The organism is Acinetobacter thutiue, assembly GCF_030385805.1.
GTDB lineage: Bacteria > Pseudomonadota > Gammaproteobacteria > Pseudomonadales > Moraxellaceae > Acinetobacter > Acinetobacter corruptisaponis.
This window is the reverse complement of record NZ_JAUDZE010000001.1, coordinates 442,830-466,260: the sequence shown is the minus strand read 5'-3', so window position 1 is coordinate 466,260 and position 23,431 is coordinate 442,830. Positions and strand designations below refer to the sequence as shown.

General features: G+C 40.4%; 21 protein-coding genes and 1 pseudogene. 7 read left to right on the top strand and 15 right to left on the bottom strand.

Translation table 11 applies throughout. From position 1 onward, the window contains the following. The first annotated feature begins 8 nt into the window (after nt 1-8). Nucleotides 9-797 carry an HAD-IIA family hydrolase gene (locus QTA56_RS02230; protein WP_267979329.1) on the top strand — a complete coding sequence of 263 codons (789 nt, stop codon included), beginning with the start codon at nt 9-11 and terminating at the stop codon, nt 795-797. Nucleotides 798-928: 131 nt separating this feature from the next. On the opposite strand, the gene QTA56_RS02225 is transcribed toward QTA56_RS02230, so the two are convergent. The 4 genes from QTA56_RS02225 to QTA56_RS02210 form a co-directional block, all read right to left on the bottom strand. Continuing rightward, nucleotides 929-1,228 carry an alpha/beta hydrolase family protein gene (locus QTA56_RS02225; RefSeq protein WP_267979328.1) on the bottom strand — a complete coding sequence of 100 codons (300 nt, stop codon included), beginning with the start codon at nt 1,226-1,228 and terminating at the stop codon, nt 929-931. Further along, nucleotides 1,207-1,971 (bottom strand): alpha/beta hydrolase, encoded by a 765-nt coding sequence (locus QTA56_RS02220; protein WP_267979327.1) that lies wholly within the window; start codon nt 1,969-1,971, stop codon nt 1,207-1,209. Before QTA56_RS02220 ends, QTA56_RS02225 begins: the two co-directional genes overlap by 22 nt. Before the next feature lie 64 nt (nt 1,972-2,035). Beyond that, nucleotides 2,036-3,172: a cupin domain-containing carboxymuconolactone decarboxylase family protein gene (locus QTA56_RS02215; protein WP_267979326.1), complete on the bottom strand. Its 1,137-nt coding sequence runs from the start codon at nt 3,170-3,172 to the stop codon at nt 2,036-2,038. 89 nt (nt 3,173-3,261) lie between these two features. Next, a complete protein-coding gene (locus QTA56_RS02210) occupies nt 3,262-4,311 on the bottom strand; it encodes an alpha/beta hydrolase (protein WP_267979325.1) in 1,050 nt (349 codons plus the stop codon). 155 nt (nt 4,312-4,466) lie between these two features. On the opposite strand from QTA56_RS02210, the gene QTA56_RS02205 reads away from it, so the two are divergent. Then, nucleotides 4,467-5,357 (top strand): LysR family transcriptional regulator, encoded by an 891-nt coding sequence (locus QTA56_RS02205; protein ID WP_267979323.1) that lies wholly within the window; start codon nt 4,467-4,469, stop codon nt 5,355-5,357. A 169-nt stretch (nt 5,358-5,526) separates the two neighbouring features. Here QTA56_RS02205 and QTA56_RS02200 read toward each other — a convergent pair whose 3' ends face one another. Further along, nucleotides 5,527-6,567 carry a 3-deoxy-7-phosphoheptulonate synthase gene (locus tag QTA56_RS02200; protein ID WP_267979321.1) on the bottom strand — a complete coding sequence of 347 codons (1,041 nt, stop codon included), beginning with the start codon at nt 6,565-6,567 and terminating at the stop codon, nt 5,527-5,529. 607 nt (nt 6,568-7,174) lie between these two features. Here QTA56_RS02200 and QTA56_RS02195 point away from each other — a divergent pair. Further along, nucleotides 7,175-8,749, top strand: coding sequence for an ATP-binding cassette domain-containing protein (locus QTA56_RS02195; protein ID WP_267979319.1), 1,575 nt, complete (start codon nt 7,175-7,177; stop codon nt 8,747-8,749). 307 nt (nt 8,750-9,056) lie between these two features. Here QTA56_RS02195 and QTA56_RS02190 read toward each other — a convergent pair whose 3' ends face one another. The 6 genes and pseudogenes from QTA56_RS02190 to argC form a co-directional block, all read right to left on the bottom strand. Then, nucleotides 9,057-9,419, bottom strand: a complete 363-nt coding sequence (locus QTA56_RS02190) for a YnfA family protein (protein WP_267979318.1) — start codon at nt 9,417-9,419, stop codon at nt 9,057-9,059. A gap of 92 nt (nt 9,420-9,511) precedes the next feature. Further along, on the bottom strand, nt 9,512-11,797 hold the full coding sequence (clpA, locus tag QTA56_RS02185) for an ATP-dependent Clp protease ATP-binding subunit ClpA (protein ID WP_267979317.1): 2,286 nt from the start codon (nt 11,795-11,797) through the stop codon (nt 9,512-9,514). Between the two features lie 45 nt (nt 11,798-11,842). After that, nucleotides 11,843-12,004: pseudogene (locus tag QTA56_RS18295) on the bottom strand (ATP-dependent Clp protease adaptor ClpS); the annotation flags it as partial. Between the two features lie 305 nt (nt 12,005-12,309). Then, nucleotides 12,310-12,723, bottom strand: coding sequence for an ATP-dependent Clp protease adapter ClpS (gene clpS / locus QTA56_RS02180; RefSeq protein ID WP_267979315.1), 414 nt, complete (start codon nt 12,721-12,723; stop codon nt 12,310-12,312). 22 nt (nt 12,724-12,745) lie between these two features. Then, nucleotides 12,746-13,495: a DUF6776 family protein gene (locus QTA56_RS02175; RefSeq protein WP_411956074.1), complete on the bottom strand. Its 750-nt coding sequence runs from the start codon at nt 13,493-13,495 to the stop codon at nt 12,746-12,748. Between the two features lie 81 nt (nt 13,496-13,576). Beyond that, a complete protein-coding gene (gene argC / locus QTA56_RS02170) occupies nt 13,577-14,626 on the bottom strand; it encodes an N-acetyl-gamma-glutamyl-phosphate reductase (RefSeq protein ID WP_267979313.1) in 1,050 nt (349 codons plus the stop codon). A 333-nt stretch (nt 14,627-14,959) separates the two neighbouring features. Between argC and QTA56_RS02165 the strand changes: the two genes are divergently transcribed. After that, a complete protein-coding gene (locus tag QTA56_RS02165; RefSeq protein ID WP_267979312.1) occupies nt 14,960-16,483 on the top strand; it encodes a hypothetical protein in 1,524 nt (507 codons plus the stop codon). On the opposite strand, the gene QTA56_RS02160 is transcribed toward QTA56_RS02165, so the two are convergent. Both QTA56_RS02160 and rpiA read right to left on the bottom strand, forming a co-directional pair. Then, entirely contained in the window at nt 16,480-17,169 is a 690-nt protein-coding gene (locus QTA56_RS02160; RefSeq protein WP_267979311.1) for a YgjP family zinc-dependent metalloprotease, read from the bottom strand. The genes QTA56_RS02165 and QTA56_RS02160 overlap by 4 nt on opposite strands. Then, entirely contained in the window at nt 17,169-17,840 is a 672-nt protein-coding gene (gene rpiA, locus QTA56_RS02155; protein ID WP_267979310.1) for a ribose-5-phosphate isomerase RpiA, read from the bottom strand. The genes QTA56_RS02160 and rpiA overlap by 1 nt, the downstream gene beginning before the upstream one ends. A 98-nt stretch (nt 17,841-17,938) precedes the next feature. Here rpiA and ilvA point away from each other — a divergent pair, with 98 nt between their 5' ends. The 3 genes from ilvA (at nt 17,939) to QTA56_RS02140 (ending at nt 21,699) form a co-directional block, all read left to right on the top strand. Next, entirely contained in the window at nt 17,939-19,483 is a 1,545-nt protein-coding gene (gene ilvA, locus QTA56_RS02150; RefSeq protein ID WP_267979309.1) for a threonine ammonia-lyase, biosynthetic, read from the top strand. A gap of 227 nt (nt 19,484-19,710) precedes the next feature. Then, nucleotides 19,711-20,361 carry a potassium channel family protein gene (locus QTA56_RS02145; protein ID WP_267979308.1) on the top strand — a complete coding sequence of 217 codons (651 nt, stop codon included), beginning with the start codon at nt 19,711-19,713 and terminating at the stop codon, nt 20,359-20,361. Beyond that, a complete protein-coding gene (locus QTA56_RS02140; protein ID WP_267979307.1) occupies nt 20,362-21,699 on the top strand; it encodes a TrkH family potassium uptake protein in 1,338 nt (445 codons plus the stop codon). A 22-nt stretch (nt 21,700-21,721) separates the two neighbouring features. On the opposite strand, the gene QTA56_RS02135 is transcribed toward QTA56_RS02140, so the two are convergent. Both QTA56_RS02135 and QTA56_RS02130 read right to left on the bottom strand, forming a co-directional pair. Next, nucleotides 21,722-22,246 carry a cysteine peptidase family C39 domain-containing protein gene (locus tag QTA56_RS02135; protein ID WP_267979306.1) on the bottom strand — a complete coding sequence of 175 codons (525 nt, stop codon included), beginning with the start codon at nt 22,244-22,246 and terminating at the stop codon, nt 21,722-21,724. Next, a complete protein-coding gene (locus tag QTA56_RS02130) occupies nt 22,247-23,416 on the bottom strand; it encodes a phospholipase A (RefSeq protein ID WP_267979305.1) in 1,170 nt (389 codons plus the stop codon). Nucleotides 23,417-23,431 lie beyond the last annotated feature (15 nt).

Sequence of the window (23,431 nt, the reverse complement as noted above, 5' to 3'; positions counted from 1 at the left end):
AGATTTTTATGAATAACAATCACAAAATTAAAGGCATCATTTTTGATATTGATGGCACATTAATCTTAAATGGTCAGCCTCTTTCTGGAGCAGTCGAAACCATCACTCTACTTCGTAAAGCTAACATATTGTTGCGCTTTATCACAAATACCACAGCCAAAACTGCTGAGCAATTGGGTTTATCCTTAAGAACATTGGGCTTTGATATTCAAGATAATGAAATCATGACTTCAGTCACCGCATGTCTCCAGTTTATTGATAAAAACTACCCTGATCAGGCAGGATTTTTAGCCATTCCAGCAACACTTGCCCCTCAACTTATCAAGATAGAGCAAACAAAAGACAATCCAGCCTTCGTTGTGTTAGGGGATTTAGATGAAGCTTTTGACTATGCCATTTTAAATCAGGTTTTTAACTATATAAGAGCTGGTGCTCAACTGATTACATTTCATCGTAATCTCTATTTTTTCCGTGAAAATAATATTTGGCTAGACAGTGGTGCATTTACTTTTGCATTGGAACAAGCCACTGGTCAAAAAGTATTGGTTACGGGTAAACCTGCTCCAGCAATGTTCGATATTGCAGTCGCTTCTATGGAATTAAGCAAAAATGAAGTAATTGTGGTTGGTGATGATGTATTAACGGATATACAAGGCGCAAAAAATGCAGGCTTAACGGGATATTTGGTTGCCACTGGAAAATTTAAACCAGAACAGTTAAGTGAATATCATATCAGCTCTGAGCATCATCTTCACAGCATCGAAGATATTTGGAATATTCTAGGAATAGATAAGTAGAATAACTGGCAATACTCAGAAAAATCGTATCATGCCCATAATAAAAATCAGCCAACTTGCGTCACAAATTGGCTAATAGTTTTATCTTTTGATGACTTCTCATTTGTTTAGTCATATTGAGCAACAATTATTTAGTCCAATTTATTTTTATGCAACCATTGCGAAAGTAGTTCGGCAATCTGCTGATTGTTTAAATCAGAAATCGGAAAATGCGTATTACCGTAAATCCCAATATCAGGCAAATGCACCAACTGGGCTTTACCGCCATGCTGATTAATTTTATTCACCCAAAGCTGTGCCATTTTCAGACGTACACGCCAGTTGTCCTGTCCCGCATTTTGCTGTCCAGCATAGCCATTTTTTTCAGTGGGAATATTATCGCCATAATATATAATGATTGGTATTTTAGTCAGCTTCTGAAAATCTGCCATTTTGACTGAAGTTGCTGACAGTGTTCCTGTTGCACTTGGCATGGGTTCAGGCAGTTCATTTTCAGGAAAGACAAAACCACTGCCAGGTTCATACGCCACAATGCCTTTGATTTGATTGCTGTCCACCAACCTGGCCCTCCACCCTGTGAATGGGTAATCAGTACCGCATCACCTGATTTTTTCAGGACTTCAACCATCGCATCACTTATCACCTGTTCATCATAGGCCCCTGTATTCGGTGTCATTTGACGGAAATACTGACTTAAAGCGGTTGGCTCTTGTGAAAACTGTACCCCTTTAAAAAAGTTGGGATACTGTCCTAAACGAAACATATTGAACCATGCCTGATCATTGGTGGTGGCTGGTACTTCTGCGGCCACAGTCGATTGGCCTGCCTGTCCCCGACGTGGTTGATCGACCACATACACAGGGAAATGCTGGCGCAGGAAAAGTGTCTGGAATCCCTCACGTCCATCAGGTGTGGTTCCCCATGTTTTCGCGGATTGTCCTGCACCGTGTAAAAATACCAATGGATAAAGACGGGCATGTTCAGGGATTTGATAAAATACCGAAGCATGGTCACCATGCAGGGTTTGACCTTGCGGGTTAAACAGTTGTTTATCATCAAACTGTCCTGCACTTTGAATGACTTTACCCCCTGCGGCAAAATTGCCTTGCTGTGCAATACTGATAGCCGATGATTGATATGGATTAACTGAGCAGGCTGACATTGACCCAGTCATACCGATTGTTAGTAGGAGTTTGCCGAAGAGCGAGTTTATATTGATCATTTTTATTAAGTTCCCATTATTGTAATTGCTTGAAAACATTTTGCGCATTGTTAGCCAGATCACGCCCAACCGCCTGTTGTAAAGTGGTCATAATTTTTTGCATCTGGGTAGCATCCACCCCCAGATTTCGGGTAATTCTTAAATGCGAACGCAGTTGAGCATTGACATCCCCTAATGCTGAAAGTGTACTCACCACAATAATTTCACGCTCTAAAGGTGCTAAGTTATCTCGGCTAAATAGATAACCAAACAAATGCGCCTTTAAGGCATAGTCCATCGTGGGTGAGAAATTTTCAAACAGTGATTTGCTATTGTCTTGGATAGAGCTTTTATTGAGATAGGCAAGTCGTTCTATACCCAATTGATAGTAGTCAGTATCACTTGGTAACGTGCTTGGCAGTGCGCCCTGTATATCCTTAATGCCTTGTTTTTGACGTTCTTCAAGCAGACTTTTAAACGTCAACATGCCATTTAAAGCACGAGGAAAACCTGCATAGGCGTATTGATGGGCAAATACTTCCTTAATTTCATTTACGGTTAAACCATTTTCCAATCCCTTGATTAAAGCAGGTTTTAGTTTTTCCAGATCACCTATTGCGGTAAATGCAGCAATTGGGATCAGGCTTAATTGTTTGGTGCTGAGCTGTACTGTTTCAGCCTTTGCAGGTGTTTTTAAAGGTTTTGCTTGTGTAGGTAAATCCACCTTTTCTAGCCATGTCACGCTCTTGCCATCGGTTGCCACAGGGGTAATGGCGATATGTGACATCGCACGATGCTCACTTGCACCATGCCAGTGTTTAACATTCGGTGGACACCAGATCGTATCTCCCTTATGAATAGTCTGGATAGGCTTACCCCATTCCTGAGTACGTCCCTCACCCTCTGTCACAATCAGATATTGACCGTGTGGATGGATATGCCAGTTGGTGATTGTCCCTGCGTCAAAATTGACAATAGCAGGTGCAACATCCCCTTGCGAGGGCATGACTGGATAACGGGCAAAGTTTGCGTTGCCAGAAAAATTACTGGATGGGGCAGATTGGATATCTAGCTGTTCTGCCCGAGTAATCTGCTGTTGCATTTTATCTTCTGCCAAAACTGTTCCAGAAATAGCACTCATCATGAGCACTGCATTAATTTGATTTCTCGTCATATTTTTATTATCCCTATTAAAAAATAAAAATAGGGCAATGATTCAAAAAAAGCCATTCAATCATTGCCCATCATCCAGACCAGCAATCTTTATTTCAGGTGCTTGCCATAAAATGCAGTCAGTTGTTCCATCGCCTGTTTGACATATTCAGGCTTCCAATAGGTTTCAATATGGGTGGCGTTAGGAATCTTGAACAAGGTTTTATCTTTTGTACCTGTGGCTTTGGCAAAGGCATCTTCGGTCATGTAAAGACTGTCTGCCTTGCTGCCTGCAATCATGAGTAACGGCTGATTGATCAATTCAATTTGATTGGTTGCATCCCAACGCATCAGGTCAAGTAAGCTGCTCATGGTATATTTAAAGGTTGAATTTGGATGGGCATGGGTACGCCAATAGTATTCATACCCCTGTCGGTACATCTCAAATGGCAATGCAGCGATTTGCTCATCGGTCATATCGGCATCACCTGCATAAAAAATTTTACCGCCTGACGCTTCCTGCGCACGGGCATCCGTAGCTTGTTTTAAACGCTGTTGAATAGTATCCAGTTGTGAATCCGCAAAACCATTACGACGCACCCGTCCAGAATTAAACATACTTAGCGTGGCAACCACTTTAAAACGTTTATCGGTTTCTGCCGCAGCCAGTGAATAGCCGCCACCGCCACAAATTCCAAGTAAACCTAAACGGTTGTTGTCCACCCCTACATATTGGGTAATAAAATCAGCCATACCATGCACATCTTCAATACGGTTTGCAGGTTTATCAACGCTGCGTGGCTGCCCACCACTGCCACCCTGATAGGCAGCATCGGCAGTAATGGTGATATATCCCTGTTCAGCCAGACGCTGAGCATATAAGCCTGCCACCTGTTCCTTGACACCGCCATTTGGATGCGCCACCACCACCGCAGGATATTTTTTACTCGGGTCATAATTGGCAGGTGTATAGACATTGGCAACAATATCCAGTCCATTCAGTTTATAAGTCACTGGGTGGATATTGACCTGACCTTTGACATTTTCAGTCATCGCACCGCCATAGACCAAGCCAAAAGGATTTTCTTTTTTGTCTGCGGCAAAGCCCGCACCTGAGGTGGTAATGGCTGCTGACATTAAAACGGTTTGTAAAATTTTCATCTCAAAATCCTATATCAGTGTTCAATCTTATAATTAAAAAATCACTATACCCCGACCATACACCCTGTATTAGTCAGGCAATTTCGATTACATTTATATGGATTTTTTATTAATTAAATTTGATTAACAAGAATAATCGCATTTTGAGGTGAGTGATGTCTGAGAACTTAAATGACTTAAAAGCATTTATTGTGGTTGCCCAAACTGGCAGTTTTACCAAAGCCGCAGGACAATTAGGCGTTTCACAGTCCGCCTTGAGTTATACCCTCAAAATGCTAGAACAACGTCTTGGGGTTAAATTACTCAATCGAACCACTCGAAGCGTTTCTACCACTCAAGAGGGCGAACAGCTTCTGAATGATATTGCACCACTGATTACGGGCATTGAACAGAAACTTTACAACCTCAATAAATTTAGAGATTCACCGCGTGGGCGATTAAGAATCAATGGCACTGAAATCAGCCTTAACTTTTTATTGTGGGATAAATTATCTAAATTTTCGCATGATCATCCCAACATTCAACTTGAGTTAACAATGGATTATGCCTTTGCTGATATTGTGAAAGACCGCTATGACATTGGGATTCGATTGGGGGAAAATGTCCATAAAGACATGATTTCAGTTAAGGTCAGCGATGAATTAGAAATGATGACTGTTGCCTCACCTCATTATTTACAAGCTTATGGCACACCCCAAACGCCTGATGATCTCTATCAACATCGCTGTATTGGACTGCGTTTACCGAGTCATGAACGGATTCAATCATGGGAATTTAAGCAAATCAATAATACAGAAATTCAAACGATTCACCCTGAGTTTTCAATGGTGGTGAGTCATGCAAGACTACAGTTAAAAGCTGGTGTAGATGGATTAGGCATTGTATGGCTGCCCAAAATTATGGTTGAAGCTGAAATACAAAAAGGTCATCTGATTAGGATATTACAAAATTGGGACATGAAATATTCAGGTTACTATATGTATTATCCAAGTCGTCGGGAATCTTCGCCCTTGTTTCGATTGTTGGTGGATAGCCTAAAAATTTAGCTCACATTTCAAAAAAAGTGTATTTCAAAACAAAAAATTCTTTTGGATTTTGTCATAACAACACTCAAATTATTTAAATAAAAAACCGCAATATGACTCAATTGCCATCATATTGCGGTTTTTTCAATTAACCTAGAACTTTTAAAACCATCTCTTTTATTTAAATGATTTAATGGCTTCTCATCTGCTCAGCGACATCCAGGAATAACCGTTCAGTTTTATCCCAACCTAAACATCCATCTGTCACAGATTGGCCATAAGTCATTTCACAGGAAATCTTTTGATTGCCATCCACCAAATGACTTTCAAGCATAATCCCACGAACTTTGGATTCAGCACGCTCTGCAATGATCTGCTTTAAAACATAAGGTTGCTGTAATGGGTCTTTGCCACTATTGCCATGGCTACAATCAATCACTAACGCAGGTAAATGCTTATGCTTGAAATACATCGCCTGAATTGAAGCCAAATCATAGTTTGTACCTTGATTTGAACCACGCAAAATCAAGTGCGGCAATGGATTACCATCACTATGTAAAATTGCAGGTAAACCTTGTTGGGTCATGCCCAAGAATTGATGAGGATTCAATGCCGATTGAATTGCATCCAGTGCAATTTGAATTGAACCATCTGTACCGTTCTTGAAACCGATGCTATATGGCATATGACTTGAAATTTCACGATGAATCTGTGATTCACTAGTCCGTGCGCCAATCGCACCCCAAGCCAATAAATCATCGAAATAGCCCGTTGCCATTGGACTTAAAATTTCACTGGCAATTGGTAAACCCTTTTCGATCAATTGTAAATAAAGCGCACGGGATTTTTCTAAACCTAACTGCAAATCTGAAGAATCATCCAGATTTGGATCATATAAAAAACCTTTCCACCCCACCGTTGTACGAGGTTTTTCGATGTAGGCACGCATCACCAAGAAAATCTGATCTTTGACTTGTTCTTGTAATTTTTGTAAACGGTCAGCATATTCCAGCACTGCAACTGGATCATGAATCGAGCAAGGTCCTGTAATCACCATTAAACGGTGATCTTGTCCTGATAAAATATTCTGAATGGTTTGACGATGTTTTGAAATTTGCTGCGCTAAAGTTGCAGACAAGGGATACTGCGCTTTGAGTTGTGCTGGCAAGCTAAGTAAGGATTCTCTGATTTCTGTTTGTGATTTTGTCAAAGCAGTATTTAAAGCATTCATTATTGATTTCCTTTGGACTGTTGTTCAGTCCCATCATTTATTTGAGCAAGTGCGAACGAAGCGATGGTGATTTCTTTGCAAAGTAAAACCAAGAAGTCTTGATAAAATATGAAACGTTGAATGTATACATGGCATTGCTCCAAAAATGATAAATGTTAAAGCATAAAAAAACCTGATCGGGGTTGCCGATCAGGTATTAACTGGTTGGGCAACCTTTTTGCTGCCCGAAACGCATCAGGCAACTATCAATAGTGCCAGAAATAAAAATATGCGCTTGTGTTTACAGTATGCTTTAACATGTTTCTTTAAAATATCTAAAAACTGTTTCTAAGTTCTAAATTACGCACTATTTCAGCGTTTGACAAGTATTTTTTATCTTTTTTTAATGAGAACTTCAAAAGCTTAAAGTTTGACCTTTGTACCTTTCTTGCATAGAATGGTGGAAAAATATACCAATCTGAGATCACGCCAATGAAGTAAGTTCTATTTTTATCATCAAATTTCATTTTTCTTTTTGATGTGCAAAATAGACTTATCTATCGTTTAGCGATTCATATTAAAACTTAATCCCTCTCTATTTTGCATATCCTGTTTATGAGGTTTTTTTATGACTCAACAGGCATGTATCGTTTCAAACTTATCTCTTGAATTACCACAGCACAAGCTGTTTGACCGCCTGTCCTTTCAACTGCCTTTACAACAGTTTTCAGGATTAATTGGACGAAATGGTCAAGGTAAATCATTATTAATGTCCATTTTACATCATCAACAAAATAGTCAACTACCCTATTCAGGTCAAATTTTATGGCAATGCCCACATCAACATTTAGCCCAACTCCAGCGTGTTGAGACAGATACCATTGCTCAAGCCTTAGATATTGAAGATTTATATCTATGTTTTGAACGTATTCAACAAGGCATCGCATCATTTAAAGATTATGATCAAGTTGATAATTTTTGGCATTTACCAACGGAATGGCAACAGCTACTGGAAAGTGCCAAGTTACCTAGTGATTTAAGTACACCAATTCAATATTTAAGTGAGGGACAAAAAACTAAGCTTGCCCTGTGTCGTTTGTTTTTACTTAAAGATCATTATCTGCTGCTAGATGAACCAAGTAACCACTTAGATACTCAAGGACGAAAATGGCTGATTCAACAGATGGCTCGGCACCCAACTGGAGGGCTGATCATTAGTCATGATCGAGAATTGTTGGCGCATGTACAGGGTATTTTTGCGTTAAATCAATTTGGTTTGCATTATTACGGTGGAAATTATGCACTCTACTATCAACAACATCAATCACAGGTTGAAGCTTTATCACAATCCGTTCAACAAGAAAAACGTGAGTTAAAACAGCTTAAAGAGCAGCAACATCTTAGCCAGATGAAAGCACAAAAACGCAAGAAAACAGGTGAAAAATTAAAGGCTTCAGGTTCACAAGCCCCGATCTTACTGGATGCCCAAAAAGAGCAATCCGAACAATCACTTTCTCATCTACGCAAACAGCAAATCAAACAACTTGCTGATACCACAAATGAGTTACAGCAAAAGCAAGTGCAACTTGAGTATTTCAAATCACAATCTTTTGAATTTACCCAACTCACAGGTAAATCGGGAGAAATTTTACGTTGCCAGCAATTACAACTAGCGTATACAAAGACAAAGCCAATTGACCTTGCCATTACTGCTGGAGAAAAGTTACATTTAAGAGGTAAAAATGGTGTTGGTAAATCAACCTTATTTAAAACCATTCAAGGTTTCATCAAACCACTTTCTGGAGAAATTCATTGCAAAGTAAATACTGCCTACCTTGATCAAAACCTGTCATTAGTGGAAGAAAATCTTTCTGCTGTTGATTATTTATTGAGTATTGATCCAGAACTCTCTGAGCAACAATGTCGAACACTGTTAGGTAGTTTACAAATTCGTCGGGACAAGGCACTTATGTCTTTATCATCATTAAGTGGTGGTGAACGCCTAAAAGTGGCATTGCTTGCAGTAAAGTTGCAATCGTTAGAACTATTACTTTTGGATGAACCTGAAAATCATCTTGATATTGAGTCTCGTGAACTTTTGGCACATGCCATTCATTCTTTTAATGGTGCTGTGATTCTTGTTTCGCACGATGATCAATTTGTTGAAGAATGTGGAATCAAAGAGTTTTATATTTTAGCGTAGTTTTTAATTGAAGCATGAAAATTAGAGTCTGTTGACATTTCATCCATATATTGCGTTATTGGCTGAATGAGGGGTGATTAAATCTTCGTAAGATAAACAAGGCATAAGCAGACAATAGCGACTAACTTATCGAGTTTCATAGGGAAGTTTAGTCATATAGTCAAACAAGTATGAAACTCATACGTTTTTATATACACAGGCGAACATAGTTCGCCCCTACCTTTCTCGTATATTATTGATTTGTAGGGTCGAACTGTGTTCGACCATTATAATAATATGTCGTAATTTTATGTCGGTTTCACTGTAACTAACGAACCAAACCTTGCGGTTGCAAAATAACCATTGCTGCACCACACAAAACAATAAAGCCACCGAATAAATCCCAGCGAGTTAATGCCACTTGATCTACATACCGCAACCACATTAATGCCGTGAAAATATAAATCCCACCATAAGCTGCATAAATACGACCCGAAGCCGCAGGATGCAAGGTCAGCAGCCATACAAAGACCGCTAGGCTGAATGCTGTCGGAATCCATAACCAATGGGATTTGCCCTGATTTAAAATCAGGTAAGGAAAATAACATCCTAGAATTTCTGCAATTGCAGTGATAAAGAACAAGCCAAAGACTTTAAAAACGTGCCCAATTGAAAAAGACAGTTCAACCATGAGAAAAACGATCCAGAATTTTTATCAGCAGTATAAATAAAAATAACCCAAACACTTACAGCATTTGGGTTATTTAAAGAATTATTCAGCAACTAAGCAGGTTCAGCACTTGGATTGATATGATCTTCAAATACTTCCAGTTTTAAACCTACTTCTTTGCCATCTTCTGTTTTCACAGATACTGCAACATTACCGCCATGCTCAGCCAACTCACCAAACAAAATCATTTCAGCCAATGGCTTTTTCAAATGCTCTTGAATCAGACGTTGCATTGGACGTGCGCCCATCAAACGGTCATAACCATTAGTCGATAACCAATCCCGTGCGCTTTGATCAACCTCAAGCACCACCTGTTTGTCATCCAGTTGCGCCTGTAATTCTGTTAAGAATTTATCTACCACTGAATCAATAACTGTGGTTGGAAGCGCCTTAAATTGAATCACGCCATCCAGACGGTTACGGAATTCAGGTGAGAATGCACGTTTCATGGCATCCTGATTATCCGTACTATGATCTTGTTCAGTGAAACCAATACTTGAACGTACGATACTTTCTGCACCAATATTGGTGGTCAAAACAATAATCACATTTCTAAAATCAGACTTACGACCATTGTTATCGGTTAAAGCACCATGATCCATCACTTGCAAGAGCAAGTTAAATACATCTGGATGTGCTTTTTCAATTTCATCCAGCAATAAAACACAGTGCGGATTTTTATGGATAGCATCAGTGAGCAAACCGCCTTGATCATACCCAACATAACCTGGAGGCGCACCGATCAGACGAGAAACCGCATGACGTTCCATATATTCAGACATATCAAAACGAACCAGTTCCACACCTAACAATTTTGCAAGCTGCTTGGTGACTTCTGTTTTACCCACGCCTGTTGGACCAGCAAACACAAAACTTCCGACTGGTTTATCTGGTGCTTTCAAGCCTGCACGAGACAGTTTAATCGCTGATGCAAGCGCAGTAATCGCCTCATCCTGACCAAACACAACACGTTTTAGATCACGCTCTAAATTCTCAAGTACAGTCTTGTCATCTTTCGACACAGTTTTCGGTGGAATACGGGCGATCTTGGAAACGATATCTTCAATGTTTTCTACAGAAATCATTGAACCATCCATTTCAGCTTTGAGACGACGTTGGGCACCCGCTTCATCAATCACATCAATCGCCTTATCAGGCAAGAAACGGTCATGAATAAACTTAGAAGAAAGCTCAACCGCAGCCACTAAAGCTTTATCGTCATATTCAACATGGTGGAAATCTTCAAATTTAGATTTTAATCCACGCAAAATATCAATGGTTTCATTCACACTTGGTTCATTGACATCAATTTTTTGGAAACGACGTGACAAAGCATGGTCTTTCTCAAAAACCTGACGATATTCCTGAAATGTAGTTGATCCAATGCAACGTAAAGTTCCATTTGCCAATGCAGGTTTAATCAGGTTTGATGCATCCATAGTACTGCCCATACTTGAACCAGCACCAATGATCATGTGTATTTCATCAATAAATAAAATCGCATTTGGATTCTTTTTCAAGGCATTCAAAAGTTGTTTTAAACGCTTTTCAAAGTCACCACGATATTTTGTGCCCGCAACCAAAGCGCCAATATCCAGACTATAGACTTCAGCATTAGCAAGTGGTTTCGGTGCCTTACCATTGACAATTAACCATGCCAGACCTTCCGCAATTGAGGTTTTACCCACCCCAGGATCACCTACCAACAGTGGGTTATTTTTACGGCGGCGACATAAGATTTGTGCTGCACGCTCAATTTCTTTTTCACGTCCAATCAAAGGATCAGTTTTACCCTTTTGCGCTTCGATATTTAAATTAAGCGTATATTGCTCTAATGGGCCTGCATTGGCAGAAGCTGCATTTTCACCCTCAATATCCTCAACTTCTTCTTCAACCTGAATCTCATCTTTACGCGTACCATGAGAAAGATACTGAGTTAAGGTCAAACGATTGATTTGATGGCGTTTAAGCAAATAAACTGCAAAAGAGTCTCGCTCTGAGTACATCGCAACCAAAACATCCGCGCCCTCTACAGTACGGTCTCCACCACTGGATTGAACATGAAAAATAGCCCGTTGCAGAATTCGATCAAAACTTTCTGTCGGATGAGGCGCCTGTTCACTGTTGTCACCAAGTTTCGGGGTATGTTGCTCTACATATTCCTCTAACTCCTTACGCAAGGTAACGATATCAGCACCACATGCCTTTAACGCATTTACGGCCGAGTCATTATCAAGTAAGGCAAGCAACAAATGTTCAACTGTCAGAAACTCATGTCTCTTTTGACGAGCCATGCTAACAGCCAAACGTAACGATACTTCCAATTGACGACTGAGCATGTAACCCCCTTATATCTTGGGCTCCATCAAAAAAAGACCTCTCTTTTAATGAAAAAGCGAATTATTAACTTGATCCGCCAGAGCTTCTGTAATTGCCATTTCATCTATGCCTACAAAGCTCTTGACTTCATAATCTACTGTTAGCATTAGTTGAGTATCTTGGTCAAGATTCAAAACATCGTATTGTTGTAAAAATTCAATTACAAAAAGAATAAGACTTATCTAATCGTTCAAAAAGACAGCAGATTTATTATTTATTTAAAGAATCACTGGTTAATGTTAACTTTTGATAAACTTACTCTAAGAGGAATATATTCCGCAATTACTTCGCTTTCCTTAACTCGCCACTCGAGCATAGCCCCGCCTTAGGTCACTTTCCCAACGCTGCCACTCGAACACATGAGCCATATATGGCACAAGGTCTTGCGCTCGGACAATGCGTTGCTTTTTTTAACGCCTTCACTCACAGCATAGCTGTTCGTCTTGCGCTCGGAACAAAGCTTTGCTTTGTTTTATCCTCGCTCAGGTTCAATCTGGCACAATAATGGATGCCCCTGTGAACGTGCATAATTATTCACCTGATTGGCTTTGGTCTCGGCAATATCCCTTGGGTAAACACCAGCAGTACCCTTACCTTCGTAATGAACAGTTAACATCACCTGATTTGCCTGTTCGAAGCTCATTGCAAAATAGCTTTGCAACACCTCAATCACGAAGTCCATTGGTGTGTAATCATCATTCATTAAAACAACGGCATAGAGAGGTGGTCGCTTCAATTCTGGTGGGGCTGTTTGCACAACCACCTCACCCTCATGATCCTCTTGCGAATCACTTAAACGCGGATTTAAGTGCCAGTCAACATAACCCGATTGATGAAAGGAATTTTTCACTTCACTTAAATTCATTTGACGTTTGTATCTTCGCATATTAAGTTCTTAATCTAAAAATTTACTGGGCATTTGCTTCAGCTTGAGGGATTTCCGACACGAAAGCAGAACTTACATCAACAGGTTTACCACGTTGCCAGCTAAAACGTTTAATTACAGGTGTACCTGAACCTGATAAACGCACTTCGATAAATTGGGGTGTAAAGCCCTTTGGCATGGTCCATCGACCAGTCAAGCGCTCAAAGTCATCAAAATTAAAGTTTTTATCCTCTAACGGTATATCCAGTATTTCAGTATCTTTAATCAAACGTAGTTCAACTGTACCCATTGCACGGCGTTTATTGGGGCTAACCTGAACCAAATCCAGCTGATATTCAAAAGCATTTTCAGGAAGTGATTTAATCGCAAAATCCTGAACCGTTAAGCTTACACCACCACGCTGCCTAAGAATGTCACGATAAATGGTATTCATGCTTGCAAATTGTGCTTTATCCGCATTGGCCTGATTAATTCCCTTGAATAACTCGTCTGCATTGCCAACAGCCATATCTCGTTCTTGCACAGCGGCATTCAGGCTTTTGCTTACAGAATCCAGCGCGGCTTTTTGCTTCTGTACAACATCAACAAGTTGTTCCGCGTCCGCATCATAACCAACAACGGTTAATCCCTGACGATGACCGACAGTGTAACCAAGCATAAAACTGCTGCCAATAAGTAAAGTTGCAGCAATGACTAAAGGTAAATTCGTTTTGAGGAATTTATTTTTGTTAACGGAACTCTCTGGTAAAGTGGTCGGTTCAGCGTTTTCCATCATCATCTCTATCGTTATGGACTACATCAAAGCACACATTTAAATCCATATTTAAATGTGTGTGAAGTAAAAAAGCGTTTTTTATGGTAATAAACCGATACCATTCAAACCAGCAGCCTCATCAAAACCAAACATGAGGTTCATATTTTGAACTGCCTGGCCAGCGGCGCCTTTCACCAAATTGTCCTGTGCAACCAAGATAATCAACTTATTTGGCTGAGGACGATATAAAGCGATTCGTAACTCATTGGCACCACGGACACTGCGGGTCTCAGGCGAACTATTGGCTGGCATCACATCCACAAAGCGTTCATTTTGATAGAAGTTTTGGTAAAGTTCCTGCAAATCGGTTTGCTGGCCTTGCTCTGTCAAGTCTACATAAATGGTACTGAGCATACCACGAATCATGGGCACTAAATGAGGTACAAAAATAAGCTGGTCAAACTGGCCTTGTTGACCTGAAATATTCTCTAGGGCCTCAACAATCTCAGGGTGATGACGATGGCCCGCAACACCATAAGCCTTGAAATTATCCGCATTTTCACTATAGATCATGCCCAGGCTGGCTTTGCGACCTGCACCAGATACGCCTGATTTTGCATCAACAATAATGCTTTGTGTATTTATGAGTTGATTTTGCGCTTTTAACAAAGGCGCCAAACCCAATTGTACTGTGGTTGGATAACAACCTGGATTACCAATCACCTTGGCGTTTTTAATTTTTTCACGATTGAGTTCACTCAAGCCATATACTGAATCTTTCAATACCGTCGGACAACTATGTTGCATGCCATACCATTTCTCGAATTGAGCTAAATCCTGTAAACGGAAATCAGCGGCAAGATCAATGACTTTTGTACCAGCAGCAATGAGTTCTTCAGCATGTTGCATTGCAACTCCATGAGGTGTTGCAAAAAACACAACATCACATTGCTTGAGCAGATCCAGACTAAGATCGGAGAACTCAAGATCAGTATGTCCACGTAAACTTGGGAACATATCCGCTACACGCTTTCCTGCTTCAGTTCGGGAAGTTAGAACACACACTTGAGCTTGTGGATGTCTTAATAATAGACGCAATAATTCAACGCCTGTATATCCAGTTCCCCCAACAATTCCAACAGAAATCACGTGCTCTACCTCAAATGATATATGTGCCGCTAGTATGGCAGTTTGATGGAATTTTCACAATCCACAACCCTATAACTTATATAGTGTTTCTTATGTTTATGGCTTTATATGTAACAAATCCAGAAACTCATGGAATCACCACATACGGGATTTAATCACTGTAAAAGATTCGCTATTCAGCAAAAAACAGTGTAAAAGATATTTTTAAATCGTTTTACTGATGCCGATTTTACCACTGGTCAAGAAATACTATTGAATCATTGAAGTATTCGCATAGAATAAAAACCATGCGGTAATAATAAATTTCATGGATGCAAATTTTGGAGAGCGGGAATGCCTTCTTTGAGTGTAAAACAAAGAACATATCATCATATTGGTCTAGGCTTAGGCACACTTATATTAAGTTCGGTACTCATTAGCTGTGGTAGTGGTGAAAGTAAGGCGCGTATTGACAACACTCCTGTAGTTTCAGTGCCTAAACCAAAGAATTTTGACATTAAAGTTCCTGTAGAAATGCGTAATGTCGTTGTTAAAGTTCTCGACAATACCGATAACTCCATCGTTCTTGAACAGACATTAAGTACAACAACAAACTTGAGCCTTACATTACCAATAGTGCTTAACCGCAGCCATTTATATAGAGTTGAACTATCTACTCTTCCGAATTCGCTGATTTATGATTTTATCAGTGGCCAATATCAAGATTTTTCCATGACATTACATACACTTGTCAACGTTGATACCAGTAACCTAACCCAAAATATTTTTATCAATCCAAGTTCAGAAGCAATTTACCAACGTTCACTCATCCGCTCAGGACAATTACCCAATGAACCAGAAGACCCAACAGGAATTAGTTCATTACATCTAAAAATGGCCACTGCCGATATCAATTCTGCCTTATTAAATGCATTTGGTATGAATATCCATAATCTTGATCCATCCTATTTATTAAATGCTTTCACACCTCAAACAATGGATATGCCTCAACAAGCCAATTTATACACAACCACATATTTAAGTTTTGGCTATTTAAAACAATGGGCAAATCAGTTTCCAAATAATACTTTTACCGAATTCACCAAGAATCTCGCCATAGATTTACGTGATGGTTATTTGGACGCAAAAAAAATACGTGGAGATCAAGACACACTCATCTCTATTGTTCCTATAGCACCTGAAAATGTTGATCCAGCTAAAAATACATTGCTTAATATTACGATTAATCAAAAAAGCACTCGAGACCAATATGCTGCTTCTTTAAAAGAATCGGTATTAGAGCTAGCCAACATGTATCAACAACAAAACCTAAACCCAACTGGCTATGCATTATTACAGCAAAAAGATTATTCAGATAGAGAACCAACGATTGATTCCACCTCCTCTTTCCGTATTGCTGGTGCTGGTGACTATCGTCGTGCCGTTGGTTTCATAGATGTAACTGGAAGTTGTAATGGTTCAAAATATTCATGTAAACAAGGTGTGACTGGAATTAACTTGGTTAATGCCAATCTACCCTCTATTGAATATCTCATTGGTCATTACGAAGACAAAACTAATGGTTGCCAATTAAATATTCGTGCCAATGGTGCACTGGAACTGATTAAGGATTCAAAAATGTATCGCTCAGTTTTAGATGCGGATAGCACCGATAATTTATTACAAGTCGATAAAGCAAGTTCTGAATATTTACTGAACAGTAGTTCCCCAGAACCAAGCAATGAGTCTTTAAAATACACATTTGTACAGGTTCACATTAAGGCCAATCAGGTATTAAGTGCACAGGCAGGTTTGGACAGCCGTAAAGCACCTGATGAACAGTTACAAGAAACTCAGGCACAATGTAGTTTTAGCTAAATATACCACCATGCAGGCAACTGGATACTTTTCAATTGCCTGCGATGATGTAAATATTCTGGATCATGCTGACTAACTCGATGCCAAAATGCAGGACTATGATCAAAATGCTGTGTATGAACCAGTTCATGCACACATACTGCGCGAACATTCTGCTCAGGCATAAGCACCAATGCTGCATGAAGCATAATATCTTGCCTTGAACTACAACTTCCCCACCGTGTTTTAGGCTTTCGAATTGTACAACTTTGATAGGGCAAACCTATTTTCTGACTGATTTGGGCTAAATATTCAGGTAAAAATTGTTTTGCATAGCCAAGTGTTGCAGCCTGTAAAGCCTTTTCAGGTTGTTCATTTCGAATGAACAAAATATGTTGTACCCAGTCGAACTTAAAAATATTGCGTTGTTGCTGATGAATAATTTGAAATGGCTGTAAATGATAAAATAATTTAATCTGTTCTGGAAAAGCAGCTGTTAAATTTAATTGTTTTTGCTGTTTATCCCAGGTTTCAATCAGCCATTGCTCTGATTGATTTAAAAACTGCTGAATCTGTTTCTTAGTACAAAATAAAGGAACTGTTAAACGAATACCTGTCGGTTCAACACGCAGGCGCAAATTTCGCGCGCTGGCATGTCGAACCATTTTAATTTCAGGTAATTGAGCTTTTAATGAAATCAGGGCCATTATTGCGCTATACGTTCTTCAATACCGTGATCAGTCGCAACAACCGCAATACTTGCTGCATTTAAGGCAAAAATACCATTAGTCACCACACCTGGGATATTGTTGAGTGTTTTTTCCAGTTCGATGGCATTTAAGATATTCAGATTAAAAACATCCAGAATCACATTACCATTGTCCGTGACAACACCCTCACGGTAAACAGGATCACCGCCCAAGGCAACAATCTTGCGGGCAACCGCAGAACGTGCCATTGGAATAACTTCCACAGGCAATGGAAAATCACGCCCCAATTGTTCCACCCATTTTGAGTCATCCACAATACATACAAACTTCTTGGCAATTGAAGCCACAATTTTTTCACGGGTCAAGGCTGCACCACCGCCCTTGATCATGTGCATATGACGGTCAATTTCGTCTGCGCCATCCACATAGGCATCCAGACCACCCACCGAGTTCATATCAACCACGTCAATCCCAAGTTTTTTCAGGCGCTCAGCAGTTGCATTGGAACTCGCCACAGCTGCTTCTAACTGCAATTCAGGCAATAAATCAATTAAAAAATTGACGGTACTTCCTGTTCCTACGCCCAAGATGCCGCCTTTGGGCAAATGTTTCAATGCCGCTTTTGCTGCGGCCTGTTTCTTTTCATCTTGGGTTGCATATAGACTCATGACTTCACTCAACTATTTTGACATTTGCTGCAAGAAAACAGCGCAAATGCACAGGGGTTTGCTACAATGTTCACCTATTTTAAACTGTTATAGGGAAGATGAACATGCTGTCTCGTGTGGTACGACAAATTTTACAAGCAACGGTTTATGATGTTGCGATTGAAACACCGCTTGAAGCAGCTCCACGAATTAGTCAAAAAATTAACAATAACATTCGATTTAAACGTGAAGATTTACAGCCTGTATTTTCGTTCAAACTGCGCGGTGCTTATAACCGTATCAGCCAACTTCCCAAAGATCAATTAGAACGTGGTGTGATTTGTGCCTCTGCGGGTAACCATGCGCAAGGTGTGGCTTTATCTGGAAAAAAACTCGGCATCCCTGCCATTATTGTTATGCCAAGCACCACGCCAGACATTAAGGTACAGGCGGTAAAAAATCTGGGTGGTCAGGTTGTCCTGCATGGTGACAGCTTTGATATTGCCAATAAATATGCCAAACAACGTGCTGAAACTGAGGGCCTGGTCTTTATCCCTCCTTATGATGATGAACTGGTGATTGCAGGACAAGGTACCATTGCCAATGAATTACTGCGTCAATGGCGTGATGTGGAATATGTCTTTGTTGCTGTAGGTGGTGGTGGACTGATTGCAGGTGTGGCTGCCTATTTAGGTGAGGTTGCACCTCATGTCAAGGTGGTGGGCGTTGAATATGAGGAATCCGCCTGCCTAAAAGCTGCACTTGAAAGCAATGAACGTGTGATTTTACCGCATGTGGGTTTATTTGCGGATGGTACGGCGGTGGCCCAGATTGGTGAATTACCATTTGAAATGATTCGCTTAATGAAATCAGACAGCTCAGGCCCGATTGTTGAACCTGTTATTGTCACGGTTGATACGGATGAAATTTGTGCGGCGATTAAAGACACCTATGATGAAAACCGCTGTATTGTTGAGCCATCAGGCGCAATGGCATTGGCTGGAATCAAGAAATATGTGGCAGAACATCAATTAACAGACAAGAACATGGTGTCAATTGTCTGTGGTGCCAACATGAATTTTGATCGTCTGCGTTATATTGCAGAACGCACTGAATTGGGAGAACGTAAAGAAGCGATTTATGCGGTTACCATTCCCGAGCAAAAAGGCGCTTTCCTGCAATTCTGCCGTGCCCTGCAAGGCCGTAACATCACCGAGTTTAACTATCGAGCCAGTGATAGCAATCAGGCACAGGTTTTTGTCGGGATTAGCCTGAAAGGTGGTGAAACTGAACGTCACGAAATCCATGAGTTGCTCAAGCAACAATATGATGTGGATGACTTATCGGATGATGAAGTTGCGAAACTGCATATTCGTTACTTGATTGGTGGTCATGCCAACCTTGAAAATGAACGCTTATTCCGTGTTGAGTTTCCAGAGCGCCCTGGTGCCCTGCTGACTTTCCTTGAACGTTTAGGCCCAACACATAACATCACCCTATTCCATTATCGTAACCATGGTGCCGCTGAAGGTCGTGTATTGGTGGGACTACAGGCGACTGATGCCAAACAGAATCCTGATGGCTTGATTGAAACACTGGAACAGATCACCTATCCATATGCAGAAATCAGCAACAATATTGGTTATCAGCGTTTCTTAAAATAAATACGTAGAGGCGAACTGTGTTCGCCTTATGTAAAATATAAATCAATTTTACACTTGTTATCCTTTTGGGCGAACGCAGTTCGCCCCTACAACGATCAATCTGAATAATACAAATTTATTTCATAATCTCATCCACTCATCTTAACTCACAAAATCTTACATATCATTCAATTTAGAACACTTAGAATAAATAAAAAGATATTTTTATCATTTAGTTAAGGACAGATATGGCACAGTTTGCAGTGATTGGTTTAGGAAGTTTCGGTGCAACTGTGGCACTGGAACTTACCCGACTAAAACATGATGTCATTGGCATTGATACCATTAAGCGCAATGTTGAAAATATATCGGATCAGATCACCCATGCCGTTATTGCGGATGCAACCGATGAACATGTCTTGGATGAGCTGAATATTCAAAATTGCGATGCTGTGGTGGTCGCGATTGGTGAAGATATTGAAGCCAGTATTTTATGCGTTTTAAACTTAAAAAATTTGGGTGTGGAAAAAATTCTGGTCAAGGCCAAGACCAAGGCACATCACACCATTTTGTCGCATTTGCATGTCAGTAAAATTATTCATCCTGAAGAAGATATGGGGGTTCGGGTTGCACAGGCATTAAATTACCCTATGGTCAGCCGTTATATGGATTTAGGCGACGAACATTATATTGTCAAGGTGCCTGTACAGGATAAACTCAACAATGTAAACCTGTCAGGCATTCTGCAACAGGAACCACATATTAAATTATTGTTATTGAAACGGAACCAACAGGTGATTTATGAAACTGATAGCAATTTCACTTTACAGGCAGGTGACATCCTGATTTTAGAGGGTTCACTGCATCATCTTAAAAAACTCTCAGGATGTTTCCTATAAATGACAATAAAAATAAATTCACAAAAGATATTCAACCTGAGCCCACCCTCATTGTTGGCAATTGGTTTTCTTAGTTTTATTCTGATCGGGACAATATTACTAAAACTACCTTTTGCCAATAATGGTAATGTCAGTTGGATGGATGCCTTGTTTACCGCAACTTCTGCGGTAACGATTACAGGTTTATCTGTGGTGAACTTGAGTGAATCGTTCAACCATTTTGGGCAGTTTATTATCTTGTTACTGATCCAGTCTGGTGGTTTGGGTTTTATGACCTTTGCAATTTTGGCGGCATTAAGCCTTGCCCCAAAACTTGGTCTGAAACAGCAAATGATGGCACAGGACAGTTTAGGACAAACAAGCCTCTCCAAAGTGACTTTTGTCGCCAAAGGTGTGGTGATTTATACCCTATTTTTTGAACTGATCGGTGTCATTATATTAACTGCCTCATTCACGCCCATCTACGGCTTTGCACGTGGACTATATTATGCAGTTTTTTACAGTGTTTCTGCGTTTAACAACGCGGGGTTCTCATTATTTGACAATAATTTAATGAGCTTCCAGAGCCATTACCTCATTTGTCTCACCATCAGTTTACTATATACCTTGGGTGGGATTGGCTTTCTGGTTTTAATTGACATCAAGCAGAATAAACGCTGGAGCAAACTCACACCGAACAGCAAACTGATTCTCAGTACAATCGCCATCCTGAATCTGGTGGCTTTTGTTTTAATATGGCTATTAGAATCCAATAACCCACTGACTTTAGGTTCTATGAGTCTGGGTGAACAAGCCATGAATGCCTGGTTTCAGGCCACAGTTCCCCGCTCTTCTGGTTTCAATACCATTGATACAGGTGCGATGGAACATAGTACCGCCTTACTGACCATGTTGCTCATGTTTATTGGTGGTGGTTCCCTGAGTACGGCAGGCGGCATTAAAGTAGGCACTTTCGTTATTCTGGTGTTATGTGTGATTTCATTTTTAAGACGCAATGAAGAAATCCGTATTTTCAACCATTCCGTGTCACAGGAAACCACCTATAAAGCTCTCGCGGTCACCGCGATTACAGGGATGCTAGTATTTACAGGTTGCTTCATCCTGTTGCTTCTAGAACCTAAACTGGATGCGCTTGACCTGATGTTTGAGGTGGTTTCCGCCGCCTGTACGGTAGGCCTATCGCGTGGCGCAACAGGTGAACTGCATGATGGCAGTTTATTTGTTCTCAGTTTACTGATGTATACAGGTCGTTTGGGTCCACTCACCCTTGCCTACTTAATTGCAACACCGAAAAAGAGTCGTTTAAAACATGCCATTGCCAACATTCAGATTGGATAAATCGTCCAAAAATTGAGGCTAACTAGAAAGCTGATATATTTCCCTGCTCAACCACAATGACTTGCCGACAAATTCCATCAGCTTGGCGCTGTTGTTCAAATTCAGTTTTAGACATGATTTCAAAATGATCACAAAAACTGATTTCCTGATCATCTATTGAATAGATCAAGGACTGATTCCCAATACCCTGCAAGCTATCATAAAATACAATCACAAATTTACCCGCTTCAAATGCCTGTTGAATCTCTGCATAAGTCAAGGCAGCCCGAATGGGAATCTGTAGGCGTTGTGCATCAATATAGCTTTGCTGTTCTTTCTCATCAATATTTGGGTCAGGATCAGTATACAGCGACACTTCAAATCCCAATTTTTTCAGGGCCACAGCCAAAGCAATGGTAAATGTTCCCTCTTCCTGATCATGGCGACATAATTGAATCAGGTCAGCAATATCAATATGGGTTTGATATTGCTTTATGATCAACCAGACCGCAAACACCCCACAATTTGCCTCAAGCTGCAATAATGTTTCTGGAATATTTAAACTCATTTAATACCAGTTCATTAATGATACGCCTAAACCTGCATAGGTTGCACGATGGTTATAGTCAATCAGGCTTTCACCATATCCATCAAAGAGTTGTAAATGACCACGCAGTTTGCCCTTGATTGGAAATGCCCAGTCAAACTGCACCGCGCCATGTGATTTATCACCACCTTTAAGGGAATGGCGTAGCATAAGAGAAAAGTCATTTTCTCCCTTGCGGTAGAATGCGGTTAAATCACCACGACCAATATAATCCTTAATATCAGGATTATTATCATCCTTTGCTTCTTCCTCAATGCGATACCAAGGGCGAAGCATCAAAGCAAAGTTGTCTTTTTCAAAACCCAGATTAAAAATCACCCGATTCCAGCTACGCGACAATGGATCAGAACGTCCATTGGATTGATGGTTTAAGGTGACACCTAGCAAACGTGCGTTTAGACCTAAAATTTCATAATTGGTTCTAAACATTAAACTTGCTTCAGGTTCATAATTGGTCTCACGAAATGGACGTGATTCCTCAGCGTTGTAAACCTGCCAGCGTGAAGACTGGGTATAACCAACCCATAAATCGCCATTATTACCCAGAATATTTTCCCACGCCTTGGTCTTAAAGGAAATCTGGAACTTTGCCTCGCTAGAGGTTAATTCCTGTTTCTCATTGACGGTATTTTGTGGGTTTGGACTGCTTGGAAATTCATTCTTGTCACTGGTCCAAAACACTGGCAGTAAATAAACAGGTTGATAGGCACGAATATTCCATACGCCCAACTTACTTTCTTCTGACAGCTCCCAACGGCGATCCAGCAAGGAAACATTCGGATCAAACTTAGGCGCAGCACCCAACAAATGTAGGTCACTGACTTTTTGAACCACCTTATCCTTTAAAGATTCAGGCTTGGCTTTTTCATTGGTTTCAGCAACAGGTACAGATGTGGCAGCAATCACAGGTTCAGCCACCTGAACCTGCGGCTGAATAATGGTCGGCGCCTTAAAAAGCCCATCATAACAAGCCAGACGTTCAGCATTTGAAGCCAATGCCACACAGGCTTCAACTGTTGCAGGACTGGCTGGCGCCGTTGCCTGTGCATGGGTAAATGATGTGGTTAGAGAGCCTAGTATAGCCACCACACTAAGCTCCAAATGACCCCGCTCAAAAGATTTGAACGCCATAACTTTCTCCGATTC